Genomic DNA, 19,428 nt, shown 5'->3' with positions numbered 1-19,428 from the left:
CATGGAAAAACTCATTCTCGATCAAGCTGCTTTGATTTCCGATGAATTGGCGCAACTTTTAAAGACGACCGTTTTGGTGATGCCGAATTGGAAGTGGGGGGTGTTGCTGACGGCGATTGTTCTTGGCTTTATCCTCCGCCCCGTCATTCAGTTTATTCTGAAGGAAATTAAGAAGCACAATCCGTTCACGAAAAAATATCCGAAAAGCTTTTCGGCGTTTTTCCTGAACCTGCCTGTCGAAAAACCAATAGCCTGGTTGCTTGTGATTTTCTTCTTCTTTGCCATTGGTGATGCCGTTGCATTGTCGGGTAAGTTTGAAACTTACTACAATCATTTCTTGCGCGGCCTTGTGGCGCTTTGTCTTATTCGTGTGATTTATTATGCTGTGGATGCTCTGTCTTCCGTCTTTATGGAGATGGCGGCAAAAACGGAAAGCACTTACGATGATCAACTTGTACCTTTCGCATCGAAGGCGTTGAAAGTTTTGGTGGTCGTTCTTGGTGTTTTGATCGCCTTGCAAAGCTTCGGACTTAACGTGATGTCTCTGCTTGCCGGTCTTGGACTGGGAGGTTTGGCGTTGGCCTTGGCAGCGCAAGACACCGCTGCAAATCTTTTTGGTTCCATCACGATTCTTGTCGACCATCCTTTTAAGATCGGCGACTGGGTGAAAGTGAAAGACATGGAAGGGACGGTCGAAGAGATCGGGTTCCGCTCCACACGCATCCGCACGTTCTACAACTCTTTGATCACGATTCCGAATGCGATGATGGCAAAAGAGACCATCGACAATATGGGGGTGCGCCCTGCCCGTCGTTCACGTCAAATCTTGGGTCTTGCTTACGAAACGCCGCCGGAAAAAATCAATTCCTTTTGCGAGCACGTTCGTTACATGATTAAACAACACCCGAAAGTAAATCCGGAAACTGTGACTGTTCATTTTAATAATTACAACGCTTCTTCATTGGATGTTTTGGTGAATTTTCACTTGAACGTCTTTACGGGACCGGAAGAACTCGAAAATCAGCAGCAAATCTTTATTGAAATCCTCAAGATCGCCGCTGACATGAAAGTCGACTTCGCTTATCCCACACAAACTGTTTATTATAAATCGGCGGAGCCTGCGACTCCGTCCCTCACCACGACTTAAAGAGAAGAGCCCTTGTCCTGGACAGGGGCTTTGTCTTTTTCCTGCCAGGGCCAACGCCCATGAATCTCAACTCCCAGCGACAAGCTTAAGAACGTTCTGATTAGCACGATAAGAGCTAGAACTCCGACACTGACAAATGTAGGTTCTACGGCGACAGTGCCGATAATATCCCCGGCGACTAGAAACTCCAACCCTAGCAGAATGGCATTTCCCAAAGAACTGCGATATCTGAAATAGGCTTCTGCGGACTTGTTTAAGTAGTTTTTCAAAAATTCAAATGTCGAGACAATCGCGCCAATAACAACGACGCCGATGCCAGCGACTTCAAAGATCAAAGCTATGTGACGAAACGTTTCGTGGACCATGATGCCATTGTTAACGTCTTTGCCTCATCAAGGTACGGCAATTCCAGTGAGTTTTAACATAGAATGCTGGATGCAAGAGGACGTCTTTCAAAAGCGGAGATTTGACATAAAAAAACTCCGCGTTTTGAGACGCGGAGTTTTTGAATTTTTATTTAACAGGAAGAAATTATTTTTTCTTCTTTTTCACCAAGCCGGCATCAGTGCGGATTTTCTGTGCTTCGAGTTTCATTTTCTCAGCTTCCGCTTCGGCTTTACCGGTTTCCATTTTGATTTTTGCTTCTTCTGCTTTGTTCAGAGCCACATCCATTTGTTGCTCCAAATTTTCGCGCTCGTTTTTCGCTTTTTCAGCTTCGTCACGAAGGCGCTTCAACTCAGATTCGGCACGAAGAGTTTCAGCCTCGCTGTCAGCAATGGCTTTTTTCGCTCTTGCGATTTCAAGACTTGCCGCCGCTTGTTCTTTTTTAAGAGTGTTGCGGTTGCTTTCCAACTCTTGGCGCGCCTTCGCGGCTTGTTGTTTTACTTTCTCTTCTTGAGATTTCAACTCGCCCGCTTTTTTACGCTCAACTTCCGCTTGCTGAAGAGCTTCTTTCGCTGCGGATTGCGCCGACTTCAATTCACCGTCGATCTTTTCAATCAGGGCTTTTGATTGTTCTTCTTGAACTTTCAAACGTGCCATTTCCGCTTCCGCTTTTGCTTTATCAGCTTCCGCACGAGCGATCTCTTGTTTGCCTTTGGCTTCGCGAGCTTTGGCTTCCGCCACCGCTTTTTGCGTTAGCAAACGAGCTTTAGAAAGATTTTGTTCGGCTTTCGCAGCGTCTGCTTTGGCAGCTTCCGCTTCTTTCGTAGCCTGCATTCCATTCTCAGTCGCTTCTTGCGCCTGCTTTTCTTGCTCTTTCGCCTGGTCGCGAAGCTGCTCGGCTTTTTCTTCCGCTTGCTTACGCTTACCTAAAGCTTCATCACGAACTTGCTGGGCCTTTTGAGTTTTTTCTTGAGCCGCTTTGATACGTGCTTGAGCTGCCGCTTGATCTTTCTCGGCTGCTTTTTGCTGGCGCTCATGCTCGTTGGCTTCGGCTTTGAGTTTTGCGGATTCTCTTTCAGACTCCGCCTGCTCTTTCTTCGCATCGTTTTCCAACGAACGCGCTTTATTAATAGCGGATTGCGCTTCGGCTCTCATTTTGTCACGGCGTTTGCGATCTTCTTCAGCGCGTTTTTTTGCTTCCGATGCTTCAGCTTTTGCAGCCTCGGCGTCCGCTGTTGCTTCTTCCGCTTCAATCTGCGAGCTGTCCACTTGTGCAAATACTGGCTGAGCGCTCACGATAGCGGCCAATAGAAGAATACCAAGGGGTTTTTGATACATTGACTGTCTCCTTAAGATGATGTCTTTGAACAGAAATTAGAATATCGGGATTTTTGGCAAAAAAAAAGCGACCAGGATTGGGGGGGGAGGGTCCTGGCCGCCATGGGGGGTTGCTTTCTACTAAAGCAACGGCGGTGCCATGATCACTTCTTTGCCAAAATGGATAAAACTTGCGGCGATCGCAAAACCTATGTCGAGCTTTTAGACAGAAAACGACAATTGCGGGCCACTTTTTTGAGCAGCGAAGCATCTCCTCGCATATCTAAGAGTCTGACAAAATATTTTAAAGTCTTCCCAAAATGAGACGGGCAAAAGTCTAACTTGCATGGATTTCAAAGATTAAGAGGCCACAAGCAAGACCTCATTACGCTCCAATGCACACGATCTACACCAAGCGGCTCACGCGTTCCACATGAGATAAGTGAAATGAAAATAACCGGTAAGAGTTTCTGTTTTTCGATTTCTTTTTGTCAGCTCTCAGATTCAAAAAAGTAATTCTGCAAATTCTTGATCACGATGCGGATTTCGAGGAAGACCTTTCACAAAACAAGAAAGGAAACTTCCTATGAAAACACTCATCGCACTTTTAATAATGGTAGGCACAGTTCACCAAGCTCAAGCTTTGGAAAGTTATTATGGCAAAGCGACTCGCTCTGGCAGCAGTCTGTGGACGTGCTCCTTGCACAACCACACAGACAGTACTCTCGACATGAAGTACGTCGTTTTTGAATTTGAAAGAACAGGCGCCCATGGCAATACGTTCACAAAACAAGTGCGCATCGACGAACGCGTCCGTTCCGGCGAATCTTTGTCCAGCACTGTCAGAGAATTCCATGTGCAACAGGTGTCTCACTGTAAATTCTTGGCGCGTTAAAACTTTTTCCGGCGGTGCAACGTATGTACTGCCGGAATTCACCACGGCCTTGGTCTGTTACGGACTCGACAACCTCCGTCGGCCTTTCTAATCTAAAAAAATGAACTTTTTGCGTTTCAAACAGGCCGTGGCTGTCAGTGCGTTGTTGTGGGCTCTTCCCGCTTCCGCGCTTCATATCATGTTGGATCCCGGTCATGGCGGCGTTGATACGGGGGCCGTTCACGGTCCCGCTAAAGAAGCGGACCTGGTTTTGAAGGTCGCTCAACGCGTGAAAGCGCTTCTTGAAAAAGACACGCAATTCAAAGTGACTTTGACTCGTCATCACGACAAAAACGTGACGTTGCCTGCGCGTGTGAAAATGGCCGAAGAAGCGAAAGCGGATTTATTCGTCAGCCTTCACGCGAATGCCGCTTCCGATCAGCGCGCGAAGGGCGTTGAATTCTTTTTCCAAAACAATCTGCCCCCCGATGAAGAGAGTTTGTTTTTGGCAAGCCAAGAAAATCAAATGATCCTTAACAGTAAAGAGCTGCACAGCATTTCCGGCGGCGACGAGCTTTCCAAAAAAGGTGACGTCGCTGCGATTGTCGAGGACTTGCATCGACAAAATCGTCTGATGAGCAGTCTGCGCCTGACACAAACTTTAACGAGTGTTTGGGGCGCGGATCAAAATGCGGCGCACGCGACAATCAAACAAGCGCCGTTTTATGTGATTTCAAAAACGACGATGCCTTCCGTTCTAATTGAAATTGGTTTTCTCACGAATCCCAAAGAAGCTAAGCGTCTTTTAACCTCTGACTATCAGAATGATCTTGCTCAGAAAATCTACAGCGCTTTGCTCTCCTACAAAGAAAAGATGGACAATCACACGGCAAAAACATTAGATTAACTCCTGTCCAACCTAGGAGTTTTTCATGCGCGCAGACGGCCGTCTTTACGACCAACTCAGACAAGTTAAAATCACACCTCATGTTTCTGAATACGCCGAGGGCTCTTGTATCGTTGAGTTCGGAAAAACGAAAGTTTTGTGCACAGCTACTTACGAACCGAAAGCACCGCAATGGCTTGTCGGCACGGGCGCAGGCTGGGTGACAGCGGAGTACGGGATGCTTCCCCGCTCGACTCACACTCGGATCAAACGTGAAAAATCCATGACCGGCGGACGCACGCAAGAAATCTCTCGCTTAATTGGGCGTTCACTGCGCGCCGCTGTTGACTTAAAGCAACTCGGTGAAAAACAAATCATCGTCGACTGCGACGTTTTAAATGCCGACGGCGGAACACGCACAGCTTCTGTGACTGGTGGTTATGTCGCTTTAGCTCTGGCTTTTAAAAAACTTCTTGCTGTCAACGAAATCAAAAGCAACCCGTTGATCAATTACGTTTCTGCGATCAGCGTCGGCCTTCATGAAGGAAACATCCTTCTTGATTTGAATTACGATGAAGACTCTGCGATCGGTACGGATATGAACTTCGTGATGACTGACAAAGGTCATTTCGTTGAGGTGCAAGGAACGGCAGAGCATGTTCCATTTACACGCGATCAACTTTTCAAGATGATGGATGTCGCTGAAAAAGGCTGTCGTGAATTATTCATTCACCAAGCTTCTGTTGTTTCCGAAATCTACAAAATCGCGGGTAAATAAAAATGGAACTTTGGATCGCTACAGGTAACAAGGGCAAACTTTCCGAATACAAACAACTCTTCCGCGAAATCGCGGATTTGAAAGTGTTCTCACAAGGGGACCTGCCTTCCTTCACTCCCCGCCCTGAAGACGGAAAAACTTTCGAAGACAACGCTCGTATTAAAGCAAAAACTTTGCGCGCGGTAAAAAACAACGTGTGGGTTTTAGGTGAAGACGCCGGCCTTGTTGTTGAAGGTCTGAACGGTCTTCCGGGAATACACTCCGCTCGTTATGCGGGACCAAAAGCTTCTGACAGTGAAAACGTCGCAAAACTTTTGAAAATGATGACGTTAAAACCGATGCAAAATCGCAACGCGAAGTTCGTGTGCACGACGGTCGTTTATACGCCGACAGGTGAAGAATGGGTTTTCACGGGAGAGATGAAAGGCACCATCGCATCAAAGCCTGCGGGTCTTCATGGCTTTGGTTATGATCCTGTTTTTATCCCGGAAGGCCAGACGCAAACTCTGGCCGAACTCGGTGCCGGTTTTAAAGCGCAGCACTCGCATCGCGCTCAGGCCGCCCGCGATTTCCTCGCGAAATTGCAGACGTAAGCAAGTAAATTTTTCCTATCTCTACGAGCCTGCCTTCTGGGTCGGCTTCCTCTGCCTTTTTTCATAGCAAAGTCCCCGTTTTTCCGAGGGAAAACACTCTAGCGATCCGCGAAAAAGTGGACAAAGGCCTGACCTCTTTGCTAGGTTCTTCCAAACGGACTTTTACCTCAGGAGACTACGAGTGATGAAGGGCCTAAAAATCTTTACTGCCAATGCTAATCCTCAACTGGCAAAAAAAGTAGCCGAAGCCGCGGGTGTGGACCTCGGGTACTGTGAAGTCAGCAGCTTTGCGGATGGCGAAATTCAAGTTGAAATTCATGAGAGTGTTCGCGGACAGCATGTCTTTGTCGTACAAAGCACCTGCCCTCCAGTGAACCAAAACTACATGGAGCTTTTTGTGATGCTCGATGCTTTAAGACGAGCTTCCGCAGCCTCCATCACGGCCGTCATTCCTTATTACGGTTATGCGCGCCAAGATCGTAAAGTGGCGCCTCGCGCCCCGATCTCGGCAAAATTGATGGCCGATCTTTTGACCACGGCCGGAGCCACTCGTGTGGTTTCCGTCGACCTGCATGCGGCCCAAATCCAAGGTTTCTTCAATGTTCCAGTGGATCACTTGTTTGCGATTCCGACTTTAGCTCGCGCTTGGCGAGAGGCTTATGGCCAAGGCGGCGACTTTGTCGCGGTGAGTCCAGATGCCGGTGGGGTTGAAAGAACCCGCGCCTTCGCAAAACGCATTGAGTCCTCGATGGCGATCATCGATAAACGCCGTTCCGGCCCGAACGAGGCAAAAGCCCTCCATCTAATTGGGGATGTGACTGGCAAAACGGCGGTGATTGTCGACGATATGATCGATACAGCAGGAACCCTTACACAAGCAGTTGACAGCCTCTTGAAGAATGGGGCAAAAAGGGTGTTCGCCGTTGCAACGCACCCTGTTTTTTCAGGACCCGCGATCAGTCGTCTCAAAGAAAGCCCTATCGAAAAAGTATGGGTGACCGACACGATCCCGCTTAATGAAGCGGCGAAAAGCTGTGGAAAAATCGAAGTGGTTTCTGTAGCTCCGGTTTTGGCCGAGGCGATCAAACGAATCCACGGAAATGATTCCGTCAGCAGCTTGTTTGACTAGGCCGGATGGCCACAGTGCCGAAGCACCGAAGGGTGTACAGGCTGAAGTAAATTTTAAACCCAGAAATGGGATTTTATTAACAAACCCTCTATTGGACTAGAAGGAAAAAAACATGAAAAATAGAATCGAACTAGAAGTAGCTCCTCGTGAAACTGGTAAACACAACAGCCGCGCACTTCGCAACTCTCGCAACGTGCCTGCAGTTATCTACGGAGCTGTTGAGCCTATCAACGTATCTGTTGGTGAAAAAGAAATGGTTAAGTTCAACACTCGTGCTTACGAGAATGCTCTTTTCACATTGAAAAGCTCTGACAAAAAAGCCAACGGTATCGTTGTTCTTGTTAAGTCAGTAGACGTTCACCCACTTTCTCGCCGTCCTCAACACGTTGATTTCTTCGCTTTGGATCTTAAGAAAGCTGTTCGCGTTAACGTTGAAGTTCGTCTTGAAGGTAAACCAATCGGTCTTTCTGAAGGCGGCTTGTTGAACGTCGTTCTTCGTTCTGTTGAGGTTGAAACTCTTCCAACTGAAATCCCTGAATTCATCACTGCTGATATCTCTAACTTGGCAGTAGGCGATGCTCTTCACGTTTCTGATTTGCAAGTAACTGGTTCAGTAAAAGTTATCACTGGCGGTGACCAAACTATCGCGGTTGTTAACGCTCAAGAAGAAGAAGCTGCTGCTCCTGCGGCTGCCGCTGCTCCAGCTGCTGCTGCACCTGCTGCTGCCGCTCCTGCTGCTGCAAAAGCTCCAGCGAAAAAGTAATTCCGCTGAGTGCACAATGCTGAAGGGACCTTCGGTCTTGGAAGCTGACGTAGTAATAAAATCAAAGGCAGCCGTTATGGCTGCCTTTTTTTCTTTCAGAGGCTTTGATTTATGTGGTTAGTGGTTGGACTTGGAAATCCCGGCGGAGAATACAAACTCACTCGTCATAACATTGGTTTTATGGCGGTGGATTATGCTCTTCAAAGTTTGGGAAATCCCCCGATCAAAAATCAGTTCAAAGCAGAAATCGCACAAGTAAAGTGGCATGATCATCAGATCATTTTTTGCAAACCGCAGACTTACATGAATCTCTCGGGTGAATCCGTGCAGCCTTTGATGGGCTTTTATAAAATTCCGATGGCTCATTTGATTGTCTTGCACGATGAAATTGATCAGCCTTTTGGTCAGCTCAAAATCCAGAAAAATCGCGGTCACGGCGGGCATAACGGAATCAAGAGCATCTCAGGTTTGCTGGGCTCCGCCGATTATATTCGCCTGCGTATCGGTGTCGGACGCCCTGAGAACCCGCATATTCCAGTTGCGGACCATGTTCTTGGAAAATTCTCAAAAGAAGAGTTCGAGAAGATGCCAGACTTCCTCAACAAAAGTATCGATGCCGTCGAGAGTATTATCCTCGATGGAATCCAAAAAGCTTCGACAAAATTCAATAGTTAAGCTAGATTGGCCTCTTCAAATAAGGGGTTTTTAGATGGCTTTACAAGTCGGTATCGTTGGCCTTCCCAACGTAGGTAAAAGTACACTTTTCAACGCGCTCACTTCTGCAAAGGCGGAAGCAGCCAACTACCCTTTCTGTACGATTGATCCCAACGTCGGCGTGGTGACGGTTCCAGATCCGCGCATGGATAAAATCACAACGTTTATTAAGCCACAAAAAGTGATTCCAACGACGATGGAGTTCGTGGATATCGCAGGTATCGTGAAAGGCGCGTCCCAAGGTGAAGGCCTTGGTAACCAATTCCTTTCTCACATCCGTCAAACAGATGCGATCGTTCACGTAGTTCGTTGTTTTGACGATCCAAATATCGTGCACGTATCTGGCTCTGTAGATCCTATTCGCGACATCGAAGTTATTAATACAGAGTTGCTTTTGGCGGACTTGGATTCTGTTGATAAAAAATATCAGCGCATCGAAAAGATGGCGAAGAATACAACAGACAAAAAGTTGAAAATGGAAGCGGAAGTCACAAAGAAAATCAAAGATGCTTTGGGCAAAGGTCTTCCTGCACGTTCTGTTGCTTTGGATGATTTAGAGCTTCCTTTCTTGCGCGACATGCATCTTTTGACAGCGAAGCCTGTGCTTTACGCGATGAACGTGTCTGACACGGACTTCGCAGCCGGTGGCAACGATTGGACAAAATCTGTTGAGGCACGCGCGGCTGAAGAGAACAACAACACGATCTTGATCTGTTCTGCGATGGAAGCGGAAATCTCTCTTCTTCCTCCTGAAGAGCGCAAAGACTTCTTGGATGCAATGGGCGCTGAAGAGCCAGGCTTGAATCGTTTGATCCGTGAAGCTTATAAACTTTTGGGCCTGCAAACTTACTTCACTGCGGGCGAAAAAGAAGTGCGTGCGTGGACAATCCGCGCGGGCACAAAAGCTCCGCAAGCAGCGGGCGTCATTCACACAGACTTTGAAAAAGGTTTTATCCGCGCAGAGACTTACCACTGCGAAGATTTGTTCACCTACAAATCGGAGCAAGCTGTTAAAGAAGCTGGTAAATATCGACTTGAAGGAAAAGAATACGTCGTTAAAGATGGAGATATCTTGTTCTTCAGATTCAACGTTTAGAACGTTAAGGAGAAAGGGAGCGACAAGCTCCCTTTTTAGTTTTTATGAACGAATTGTTGAAACTTTCCGCTTTAGAAATCGCCGCGAAGGTAGCGAAAAAAGAAGTCTCTCCGACAGAAGTTCTTGAGGCGCACATTGAACGCATTGAACAGGTGAACTCCTCACTCAATGCCATGGTCGAAAAAGACTATGAGCGAGCGCGCCAAACAGCGAAAGAACAAACCGAACAGCTTGCAAAAAACAATTCAGATCTACCTCCCCTCTTTGGTGTGCCTTTTACCGTTAAAGAAATGTTCTCCTATGAAGGCATGAAACGCACCGGCGGGAGTATTCATCAAACGCAAAGTGTGATGGATTGGGATGCGACCGTCGTCGCACGCATGAAAAATGCCGGCGCCATTCCGATGGGAACGACCAATGTTCCTGAACTTGGTTTTTGGTTTGAAACCTTCAATCCCGTTTACGGTCGCACGAACAATCCCTATGATCTTTCCCGTACATGCGGCGGCTCCAGCGGTGGCGAGGGCGCTCTTTTAGGTGCTGGCGCAACTCCTCTAGGACTTGGCAGTGATATCGGCGGAAGTATTCGTATGCCTGCTTTTTTCTGTGGCGTTTTCGGGCATAAACCCACTCGTAAACTTTTACCTTTAACAGGTCACTTTCCTTTTAGAAAAGAAGAACTTCTGGGCCTTGCCGAAAACAAATATCCATACACCTCCATGGGGCCAATGAGCCGTCGTGCGAGCGACCTCTATCCGATGATGAAAATCCTTATGGGTGCTGATGGTCTCGATCCGCATACGATGCAGAATCCTGTTTTGAAAGAGCGCACCCAAGAATGGGCCGGTCGGAAAATTTTGATTTGTCCTGAACCGATTTTTCATCGCACGCGCAGCACTGATTACGAAATGGCGCAGGTCGTGCGTAATTGCGGAAAACTTTTTGCGGAACTGGGTGCCGTGGTTGAAGAAGTGGATCCTCGCTTCTTTGTGCGCGGAACTGAATTGTGGTTTGCGGCACTCAAAAGCTCTAAGAATAGAAATCTTTTTGAAACATTGATGGGACCGACGAAGCATCTTTCTATCGGAAAAGAAATTTTGAAAGTGGCTCTGGGCCGCGGTGATTATACCTTCCCGAATCTTTTGGTTTCTTTGGCCGAAATGTTTGATTCCGGGAACGGCGATTACACTCAACAAATGGCCGACCTTCAAAAAATGGCGCGCGACCTCGATGCGATGCTGGGAGAAGAAGGACTACTTCTTTTGCCTCCACATCCGCGAGTGGCGCCAAAACACCGCGCTCCGCTCTGGTCTCCGTTTGATTTTATCTACACAGCTATCTTTACAACGCTAGGCCATCCAGCCACAGTCGCACCGACAGGCCTTAACGCCGACGGGCTGCCGTTGGGAATTCAAATCGTGTCCCGCGAAATGAATGACCACCTGACATTGTCCTGTGCCGAGTTCATCGAAACAACTTTCGGCGGCTGGCAACCCCCTTAAACGTACCTGCTTCCCTTTGTTCACAAAGGGAAGCAGGTACCCTTCTAGGATTTGAAGTGGTCCAATAGGATGTGGATGCTCCACACAGTCAGAAATAAAATCAGAGATGGAAAAAGAATGAGATGGGGGAAGCTTGAAAGAGTTTTCCAACCTTCGCGCACAAGAATGCCCCAACTTGTGTAAGGCGGATGTACGCCGAGGCCGATAAAACTCATAAAGCTTTCGTAAAGAATATTTGTCGGGATCTGCATGGCCACGAGAATGAGCAATGTGCCCAGCATATTCGGCAGAACGTGACGCCAAAGAATATGTGTGCGGCTGCCACCTAATGCGACGGCGGCTTCGACGAAAGGTTTTCTGCGGATTTCTAAAACCATTCCTCGTGTCACTCGCGCAAGACTCATCCAGTGAGTCGCGGAAATTCCGACGCACAGACTTAAAAGAGCTTTCATGTAAACGTCTTGTATCGGCAACAGCAATTGCAAGCTTAGACATAAAACGGAGACAAGAATAAAACTCGGCACGGCCATGAGAATGTCGCAGAAACGCATGAGGATCTTATCCACGACACCTTCGAACCATCCCGCGACAGCACCGTAAATAAATCCAAATACGAAAGATAAAAGCGCACAGAACACGCCTACAAGTAAGGATATTCTTCCACCCGATAAAACGCGGGCGAACATGTCTCTGCCTAAAGAGTCCGTGCCAAACCAGAATTGATGGCCCGGCCCCGTCAGAATTTGTTCAATGTTCTGTTCAAGTCCCGATGAGAAACCAAGGACAGAATAAAAAAGAGTCAAAAGTAAAAGCAGAATCAAGTACGTGCTTGCGACAACCAGGAAGATTTTTTTCATGCGTTCTCCCTTAAACGCGGATCTACCAACCGTAAAAGAACGTCGATAAACGAGTTCACCAGAATCAACAACGTTCCGTAAAACAAGGTTAATCCCACAATCAATGTGTAATCGCGATCGTTCAAAGACGCAATAAACTCCGTGCCAAGCCCCGGAACCGCAAAAAGCACTTCCACCAGGAAAGAACCCGAAAGCAGCGACACGACAAGAGGGCCCACGTAGCTTAAAAAAGGAATCAGGGAGTTTTTAAGAACATGATGAACTAGAATTGCCCACGAACTGACACCCTTCGCGCGGGCTGTGCGCACATAGTCTTGCGTGAGGTTGTCGTGCAGAGAATTTTTAAGAAGACGGATGAGCACCGCCATCGGACGAAGACTGAGTGTCAAAAGCGGCAAAATATAATGCTGAGGTGTCGTCAAAAAAGCGACGGGCAAAAGGTTCCAATAAAATCCAAAAACGTAAATAAGCAAGGGCCCCCAGAACAGACTTGGAAGAGATAAAAACGCGATCACACCTTGATCAATCGTCTGCTCGATCCAAGTTTCTCGATAGCGCACAGCTAAAAGTGAAATCGCAAACGCGCCACAAAGAATAAACACAAGCGAAAGACCATTGAGCATCAGCGTGTTCTGTATTCCTTGCGCAATAATCTCGCTGACGCTGCGATCGGGTCTGGCCATGGAAATTCCCAGGTCCCCCTGCGCCACGGAAGACATATAGGAAACGACTTGTCCTGCCCAAGAGGCTTCCACATTCCAATGCTGCATGAGTTTTTCTTTAACCAGAGGATTCAGGGCAATATCGTCGTCGAAAGGACCGCCGGGCAAGGCTTTAAGCAAAAAAAACGTAAGCGCCGCAAGGACCACCAGCGACGCTAACATTTCAAATAATTTTTTTAAGACAAAACGGAAAACGTTCTCTCTCAAATGTCATCCCAATTTTCTTTCCCTACTAGCTCTGCCGAAACCTTCACAGGTACGGACCCCGCCATATAAGGGAAAAGGTCTTTTTTGTTGCCGTACAATTGACTGTAAATATAAGCGTTAGAAACAACTCGTTTTACGTAGTTGCGAGTTTCAAGAAACGGAATGTGTTCAACGAATTCATCTGTTTCCAAATTGCCGAAGCTCACCAACCAGTTTTTTACGCGATGAGGACCGGCATTATAACCGGCCGCCACCAAAGGAATCGTATTTTCAAAACGATCCATCAAGCGCTTCAAATAACGAGAGCCGATTTTCACCGAAGTCTCTGGCTGCAAAAGCATTGGCGATTTAAAATCTTTCTCGCCCAAAAGTGTCGCTACCTTGTGACCTGTGAAAGGCATAACTTGCATCAAGCCAAGAGCTCCCACTGGAGAAATTGCGTCGCGGCGGTAATTTGTTTCCGCGCGCATGATCCCCCAAACGAGCTCTTGCGGAACGTCGAACTTCTTCGTGTATTTATTCACGAACTCAGAATACGCCTTGGGATATGCGAACTCCCAAAGATAACGGATTCCTTCAAGACCGTGCGCCGCTCTTTGTCCGCCGAAATTGATTTGCGCGATATACGAAGAACGGTTGAAATGTCCTGCCGTATTGTATTCGCTCATCAAAGTGCGAAGATATTCGCGGTTCGACGTTTTTCTTTCGATATCGTAAAGATCCCAGCGAGCCCATTCGTACTCCCCTAAGATCATCATATCGCGCGCACGCTCAAAACGTTTCATCAACACCGGATTTGAGAATGTCGTGACTTTGTCACCTGCGACTTCAGGAACGGAACCGGCCTCTTCCGCCACTTCCACCGATTTCAAATCGGCGTTGTCGGACTCTTCCGCCTCTTCTTCTTCACCTTTTTCATCGTCTGCTGAGTATTGAGTCAGAACCAGGTTTTCTTCCGATTCCGAATCATCCCCGCGGTAAGTTTCTTGCGATCCCGGCATCAAGAACTCGCTTGCAGAGAAGCGCGAGATCACACGCGGCTGCGTAGGCAAAGATGTTGTTTGCGCCAGTTTTGGCGCTTTGACTTCTTCGATTTTTTTCAAACGCGCTTGCGCCACGATCGAGTAATAACCCATCAATGGATCTGCCGCGAGATCTTCCATCATGTCTTTGGCTTGATCCGTTTTACCTTGGCGCAGAAGGCTCATCGCCATCCAGTAGTTCACTCTGTCTTGCGGGAAAGACTTCCAGCCTCTTTTGTTTTTTCTTTTTTGCGCATTCAAGTTTGCAAACGCTTTGTAAGCGCCTTGATAATCACCCTTCAGATATTTCAACCACGCCAAGTGCCATTGCGCATCTCTGTTCAAACCTGATTTAGGATAGGCCTTCATGAATTCCTGGAAGCGACGAGCCGCTCCGTCGTAATCCTGGAACTGATAACTTAGGAATGCCGACTGATACAAAGCCTGACGACCCGTTTTTGAGCGCGGGCTCATTTTGTAAGCGGAATAGTAAGAACCCACCGCTAACTGCACCTCACCTGCACGCGCGGCCGCCGAAGCAAAGAGGATCAAATAGTCGAAATTTCTTTTATTGTTTTCGTAATAGGGCTTGAGGATATCAACGGCTTTAACAACTTCACCCTCTTGCAAGTAAAATTGCGCCTGAAGCTTGTCGGCCAAGTATTTATCGGACTTTGCCAGCTTCTCTTTCATGATATTGATTTCGCCTTGAGCTTTTTGATCAAGCCCCGCCCAAAGCAAATAGCGAACGCGCGTACGGAAATCTTCCGTCGTCACGTGGCAGTCTGTCGGTTTTCCTTCAAATTCATTCGCCGCGAGGTCCACTCCCCAATCAGCGACCTTGGGATAAGCCGGATATCTTTCATACATTTTCACGAGCCACTTACACATCGGCGCATGACGATTCAAACCTTTTTCCGCCAACGCCAAGTTGTAAATCACGTCCGGATAGTCTTCCGTGTTGCGAGTTCTCTTTTCGAGTTTGGCAAAATGCAGGCTTGCTTGTTTGTAGTTTTTCTTTTCCAAAGCGATCTGCCCCAAAAGATTGGAAGCTTCAATCGACATTTTGACATTCGGAGAAAGCTCGAGAATCTTTTTTAACTCCGCCTCGGCCTGATCCCATTTACCTGTCTTCATGTATGATTGTGCCAGATAAAAACGCGTGTACTCTTCCAGCGTTTTATCTTTAAGAACACTTTCAAAACTCGGAATCGCTTCGTCATATTTGGACAAGCGAAATACGTCCAAACTTTTTTTGAAAGCTTCCAAGTCATTTTTTGGTGTTGAAGGTAATTGTGCGCCTGCGACAGGGCCCAATAAGAGAGAAATAATAATACACTTCAGGGAGGTCCTCATGTCCACCACTCCAATACGATATGATGTTGTACAGTCCTTGTATCTATCACTTAATAATGATACCGAATATCTATGGCAAAATCGAAGACGAAAACGATCTATACCTGTCAAAATTGTGGAGCCCAACGACCAAAGTGGGAAGGAAAATGCACCGACTGCGGCGCGTGGAACTCTTTTGTTGAAGAACTCCAATTTTCCGAACCAAAAACTCGAGGATGGTCGACCGCTCCATCTGAAAAAGGAACGGCTGCGTCTAAACCGATTTCACTCGACCAAAGCCTCGAAGAAGTGAAATTGGATCGTTTTGATACGTCTTTTGAAGAACTCAACCGCGTTTTGGGCGGCGGACTTGCGCGGGGCAGCTTCGTCCTTCTTGGTGGATCTCCCGGCATCGGTAAATCGACTCTGCTTTTACAAATGGCAGGAGGACTTGCCGGCGATAAGCGCAAAGTGCTTTACATCTCGGGCGAGGAAAGCGTTTCACAGACGGGTTCGCGCGCGCACCGCCTGGGCATTCGTTCGCCTCTGATTGAGATCGGTTCCGAGTCAAATCTGCACAACATTATGGAGATGGCTCGTCATAAAAAACCCGATGTGCTTGTCGTCGACTCTATTCAAACAATGTATCTTTCGGATTTGCAGGCAGCTCCAGGTTCGGTGTCGCAAGTGCGTGAGTGTGCCGGGCACTTGATGGGTCTTGCAAAACAAGACAACATCGCTGTGATCTTGATTGGTCACGTCACCAAAGATGGCAGCATCGCCGGTCCTAAAGTGCTTGAGCACATGGTCGACTGCGTTCTTTCTTTCGATGGAGATACCTCTTATAACTTCCGTCTTTTGCGCGCGTTGAAAAACCGTTTCGGGGCGGCTCACGAACTGGGTGTTTTTCAAATGAACTCGAAAGGCCTCGAGGAGGTTTCAAATCCTTCCGAACTTTTCCTTGAAGAGCGCGGCGATCAGCTGATCGGCTCGGCCGTGTTCGCATCCATGGAAGGAACACGTCCCCTTTTATGTGAAGTCCAGGCTCTGACTCTTTCAAGCCCGATGGCCATGCCGCGAAGAACAGCTCTAGGCATCGACGTGAACAGGCTGCATCTTTTGACGGCGGTTCTGGATCGTCACTTGGACGTTCGCTTAGCTCATAACGATATCTTTATTAACGTGGTTGGCGGTTTGAAGCTGGTCGAGCCTGCGGCCGATCTCGCTGTCGCTGCCGCTATCTTGTCGACGGAAGGACGCCGGGATCTTGATGCCAAGACCTGCTTCTTTGGCGAAATCGGTCTGACCGGCGAGGTCCGTGGTGTTTCTTTCGTGGAAAATCGAATTAAAGAAGCCGATAAACTCGGTTTCACTCACTTTGTGATTCCGTTTTCCAACAAACGTCACCTGGGCGAGTATAAATTACCGAAGGACAAGAAAATTTCATTTGTCAAAAGCGTACATGAACTCAGTAAAATCATTTAGAGCCTTGGCTTTAAATGGTGGTGGATCATGTCTGAAGTTTTAAGTGCAATTCAAAAAGAATCTTATGGCGCCGGAGAGTTTATTTTCTTTGAAGGCGATATCGAAAACCATTTCTATATCGTCGAATCTGGTGTCGTCGAGATCTTCACGAAAGACAACATGGGAAAACGCATCCCCATCACTGAAATTGTCGACGGGGAATCTTTCGGCGAATTCGCTTTGATTTCGAAATCTCCTCGCTCCGCCTCGGCCCAAGCGATGACCGACGTTGTTTTAGTGAAAGTTTCAGAAGACGGTTTCAAAGAGCTTCTCTCGGAGCTTCCAACGTGGGCGGAGTGTATGTTGAAGTCCTTCGTCGATCGTCTGCAAAACATGACGGAAAAAGTGCGCGAACTTGAACAGTTCAAGAAGCGCGAGTAATTATTTTTTGTGATTGGGATATTTTAAAAACAGTTCGCGCTGCAAATCCATCATCAGACTCAGCAACCGTGTTTCGAGAATATGGTCCACATTAAGGAACTGAACGCCCGCCGTTTGAATCAAGCCCTGCTCTGATTCGCGATTTTGCACAAAGCGCACTTCAATTTCAAACTCCATCGGGCGACGGGAGCCCAAGCGCAAGCTGCCTTTGACTTTATCACCGATCTTGAGTTCCGGTTTTTCTCCTAAAAACTCCATCTTAAATCCGCCGGCACTCACATCGCGCACGCGAGTATCAAGAAAATAGGATTTACCGCCATGATTCGTTAGCAAAAACACAGCGTCGTATTTTGCCGGAATGTCGACACGCGCATTCGCCCGACGTTGCAACTGAAAGAGGTCGACGTCGGTTCTTAAAACCGCCCACCCCGCCTCAAAGCTTAGCTCCGTTTTGAAAAAATATCTTTCACTCTTAAAAGAGAAATTTACCACCGCCGCCTGGTTCGTCGCAAAGGACTTCGAGTCCGCCGTATGATGACAAAGGAGCGCTTCATCTTTTTCAGTTTGCACCGCAATAAGATGGAAAATTTCTTCGTGCGCGGAGCCTTTGATAGTCAACTGAATCTTGTCGTCAGCGATTTCACGAAAGAGCAATTTCTTTTCAGAAAGAGCTACTTTTTTAAAAATAGTCTGACCGTTTCCGCCGTTCATTAAACTCTCTCCAACGCCTTTTCCCAACGCACACGACGAGCTTTGCGCTCTTTCGGAGTCATCTTTACTTTGAACTCCTTATTCACTTTCCACACTTTTTTAATCTCGTTGAGATTTTTCCAAAGTCCCACGCCAAGTCCTGCCATGAAGGCCGCGCCCAGCGCTGTCGTTTCAAGATTTTCTGGACGAACGACGTTGGCCCCGCAATAGTCAGCCTGCATCTGCATCAAAAGATCATTGGCAGCGGCTCCGCCATCGACGCGGACGCCGCGCAGTTTTTTTCCGAGATCTCTTTGCATCGTTTCTAGGATATCGACATTCTGCAAAGCCATCGCCTCCAGCGTCGCTCTGGCGATATGCGCTTTCGTTGTTCCGCGTGTAAGACCGCAAATAATTCCGCGCGCCTCAGGATTCCAATGAGGCGCTCCCAATCCCGTGAGTGCCGGAACGAATTCGACTCCCTCAGTAGTGTCGACAGTTTTCGCCAGAGCTTCGATATCCGAAGATTGTTGAAAAAGACCCAAACCATCGCGCAGCCATTGTACGGCAGCTCCACAAACGAAGGCGCCTCCTTCAAGGGCATAAACCATTTCTTGATCTTTGAGTTTCCACGCGATCGTCGTTAAAAGTTTATTTTTCGACTTCACCGCTTTCTTGCCGGTATTTAAAAGCAAAAAGCTGCCTGTGCCGAAGGTGCATTTGGATTCGCCGACTTCGTAACATGCTTGCCCAAAAAGGGCCGACTGTTGGTCCCCGATCATTCCTGTAATAGGAATTCCGTCGGGCATAAATCCCAAGCCGCGTGTTTTTCCAAAGTCCGCATTCGAAGGACAAATTTCCGGCAGGATTCCCTCGGGCACGTTGAAAAGTTTCATGAGTTCTTCGTCCCACCATCCTGTGTGAATGTTCATCAGCATGGTGCGGGAGGCGTTGCTCACGTCAGTCTTATGCGCTTGGCCCGCTGTTAATCTCCACAAGAGATACGCGTCGACCGTGCCCGCAAGAACTTGACCCTCGCGCGCTTTTTTCAGAGCGTTCGGGACATGTTTAAGGAGCCACTGAATTTTTGTGGCAGAAAAATAAGGATCCAGCACCAGACCGGTTTTTGCCGTGATCATTTTTTCTTTTTTGTTCTTCTTTAATTTTTCGCAAATCTCTTGGGTACGACGGCACTGCCAGACGATGGCGTTGTGAAGAGCCTTCCCCGTCCGCGCATCCCACAACATGACTGTTTCACGCTGATTTGTAATCCCGATCGCGCGAATTTGTGCTCCACTGATCTTGGCTTTCTCAAGAGCAAGACGCATTGAGCGCTGTGTGGAAAACCAAATGTCCTCAGGATCGTGTTCGACCCAACCCGGCTTCGGAAAAATCTGCTTGAAAGTCTCACGCGCCTCGGCGACAAGACCTCCGGCTTGATTGATAATGCATGTTCTTGAGCTGGTTGTACCCTGGTCGATAGCCATGATAAAAGAAGAAGACATAA

19 protein-coding genes are annotated in these 19,428 nt (G+C 47.7%); 12 read left to right on the top strand and 7 right to left on the bottom strand.

Annotated elements, in window-relative coordinates:
- The first annotated feature begins 1 nt into the window (after position 1).
- Positions 2-1,147 carry a mechanosensitive ion channel family protein gene (locus tag QJS83_RS00445; RefSeq protein ID WP_284606836.1) on the top strand — a complete coding sequence of 382 codons (1,146 nt, stop codon included), beginning with the start codon at positions 2-4 and terminating at the stop codon, positions 1,145-1,147.
- Here QJS83_RS00445 and QJS83_RS00440 read toward each other — a convergent pair.
- Complete coding sequence (locus QJS83_RS00440) at positions 1,144-1,512, bottom strand: DUF1622 domain-containing protein (protein ID WP_284606835.1); 369 nt, start codon at positions 1,510-1,512, stop codon at positions 1,144-1,146. The genes QJS83_RS00445 and QJS83_RS00440 overlap by 4 nt on opposite strands.
- A 166-nt stretch (positions 1,513-1,678) precedes the next feature.
- Positions 1,679-2,869: a hypothetical protein gene (locus tag QJS83_RS00435; RefSeq protein WP_284606834.1), complete on the bottom strand. Its 1,191-nt coding sequence runs from the start codon at positions 2,867-2,869 to the stop codon at positions 1,679-1,681.
- 565 nt (positions 2,870-3,434) lie between these two features.
- Here QJS83_RS00435 and QJS83_RS00430 point away from each other — a divergent pair.
- The 9 genes from QJS83_RS00430 to QJS83_RS00390 all read left to right on the top strand — a co-directional run bounded on the left by QJS83_RS00430 (position 3,435) and on the right by QJS83_RS00390 (position 11,183).
- Positions 3,435-3,743: a hypothetical protein gene (locus QJS83_RS00430; RefSeq protein ID WP_284606833.1), complete on the top strand. Its 309-nt coding sequence runs from the start codon at positions 3,435-3,437 to the stop codon at positions 3,741-3,743.
- Positions 3,744-3,843: 100 nt separating this feature from the next.
- The gene (locus tag QJS83_RS00425; protein WP_284606832.1) at positions 3,844-4,629 is read left to right on the top strand and encodes an N-acetylmuramoyl-L-alanine amidase family protein; all 786 of its coding nucleotides are present in this window, start codon (positions 3,844-3,846) and stop codon (positions 4,627-4,629) included.
- A 25-nt stretch (positions 4,630-4,654) separates the two neighbouring features.
- The gene (rph, locus tag QJS83_RS00420; RefSeq protein ID WP_284606831.1) at positions 4,655-5,386 is read left to right on the top strand and encodes a ribonuclease PH; all 732 of its coding nucleotides are present in this window, start codon (positions 4,655-4,657) and stop codon (positions 5,384-5,386) included.
- A 2-nt stretch (positions 5,387-5,388) separates the two neighbouring features.
- Positions 5,389-5,979 (top strand): RdgB/HAM1 family non-canonical purine NTP pyrophosphatase, encoded by a 591-nt coding sequence (rdgB, locus tag QJS83_RS00415; protein WP_284606830.1) that lies wholly within the window; start codon positions 5,389-5,391, stop codon positions 5,977-5,979.
- Between the two features lie 184 nt (positions 5,980-6,163).
- Positions 6,164-7,108 carry a ribose-phosphate diphosphokinase gene (locus QJS83_RS00410; RefSeq protein WP_284608803.1) on the top strand — a complete coding sequence of 315 codons (945 nt, stop codon included), beginning with the start codon at positions 6,164-6,166 and terminating at the stop codon, positions 7,106-7,108.
- Between the two features lie 112 nt (positions 7,109-7,220).
- Entirely contained in the window at positions 7,221-7,871 is a 651-nt protein-coding gene (locus QJS83_RS00405) for a 50S ribosomal protein L25 (protein ID WP_284606829.1), read from the top strand.
- 111 nt (positions 7,872-7,982) lie between these two features.
- Positions 7,983-8,546, top strand: a complete 564-nt coding sequence (pth, locus tag QJS83_RS00400) for an aminoacyl-tRNA hydrolase (RefSeq protein WP_284606828.1) — start codon at positions 7,983-7,985, stop codon at positions 8,544-8,546.
- Positions 8,547-8,580: 34 nt separating this feature from the next.
- Positions 8,581-9,681 (top strand): redox-regulated ATPase YchF, encoded by a 1,101-nt coding sequence (gene ychF, locus QJS83_RS00395; RefSeq protein WP_284606827.1) that lies wholly within the window; start codon positions 8,581-8,583, stop codon positions 9,679-9,681.
- 44 nt (positions 9,682-9,725) lie between these two features.
- Entirely contained in the window at positions 9,726-11,183 is a 1,458-nt protein-coding gene (locus tag QJS83_RS00390; protein WP_284606826.1) for an amidase, read from the top strand.
- A gap of 44 nt (positions 11,184-11,227) precedes the next feature.
- Here QJS83_RS00390 and QJS83_RS00385 read toward each other — a convergent pair whose 3' ends face one another.
- Genes QJS83_RS00385 through QJS83_RS00375 form a run of 3 tightly spaced genes read right to left on the bottom strand, consistent with a single transcriptional unit; the run spans position 11,228 to position 15,347 of the window.
- The gene (locus QJS83_RS00385; protein WP_284606825.1) at positions 11,228-12,040 is read right to left on the bottom strand and encodes an ABC transporter permease; all 813 of its coding nucleotides are present in this window, start codon (positions 12,038-12,040) and stop codon (positions 11,228-11,230) included.
- The gene (locus QJS83_RS00380) at positions 12,037-12,924 is read right to left on the bottom strand and encodes an ABC transporter permease (RefSeq protein WP_284606824.1); all 888 of its coding nucleotides are present in this window, start codon (positions 12,922-12,924) and stop codon (positions 12,037-12,039) included. The genes QJS83_RS00385 and QJS83_RS00380 overlap by 4 nt, the downstream gene beginning before the upstream one ends.
- Before the next feature lie 41 nt (positions 12,925-12,965).
- Positions 12,966-15,347, bottom strand: a complete 2,382-nt coding sequence (locus tag QJS83_RS00375) for a transglycosylase SLT domain-containing protein (protein ID WP_284606823.1) — start codon at positions 15,345-15,347, stop codon at positions 12,966-12,968.
- 72 nt (positions 15,348-15,419) lie between these two features.
- Here QJS83_RS00375 and radA point away from each other — a divergent pair, with 72 nt between their 5' ends.
- Positions 15,420-16,811: a DNA repair protein RadA gene (gene radA / locus QJS83_RS00370; RefSeq protein ID WP_284606822.1), complete on the top strand. Its 1,392-nt coding sequence runs from the start codon at positions 15,420-15,422 to the stop codon at positions 16,809-16,811.
- 27 nt (positions 16,812-16,838) lie between these two features.
- Entirely contained in the window at positions 16,839-17,231 is a 393-nt protein-coding gene (locus QJS83_RS00365; protein ID WP_284606821.1) for a Crp/Fnr family transcriptional regulator, read from the top strand.
- Here QJS83_RS00365 and QJS83_RS00360 read toward each other — a convergent pair whose 3' ends face one another.
- Together QJS83_RS00360 and glpK are read right to left on the bottom strand one after the other, a co-directional pair.
- Positions 17,232-17,942 carry a flagellar brake protein gene (locus QJS83_RS00360; RefSeq protein WP_284606820.1) on the bottom strand — a complete coding sequence of 237 codons (711 nt, stop codon included), beginning with the start codon at positions 17,940-17,942 and terminating at the stop codon, positions 17,232-17,234. It lies immediately after the preceding gene.
- Entirely contained in the window at positions 17,942-19,426 is a 1,485-nt protein-coding gene (gene glpK, locus QJS83_RS00355) for a glycerol kinase GlpK (protein WP_284606819.1), read from the bottom strand. The genes QJS83_RS00360 and glpK overlap by 1 nt, the downstream gene beginning before the upstream one ends.
- Positions 19,427-19,428 lie beyond the last annotated feature (2 nt).

This window comes from Bdellovibrio sp. 22V, assembly GCF_030169785.1.
Taxonomy (GTDB): Bacteria; Bdellovibrionota; Bdellovibrionia; order Bdellovibrionales; family Bdellovibrionaceae; genus Bdellovibrio.
The sequence above is the reverse complement of the archived record's forward strand: the minus strand, read 5'-3'. Positions and strand labels throughout refer to the sequence as shown.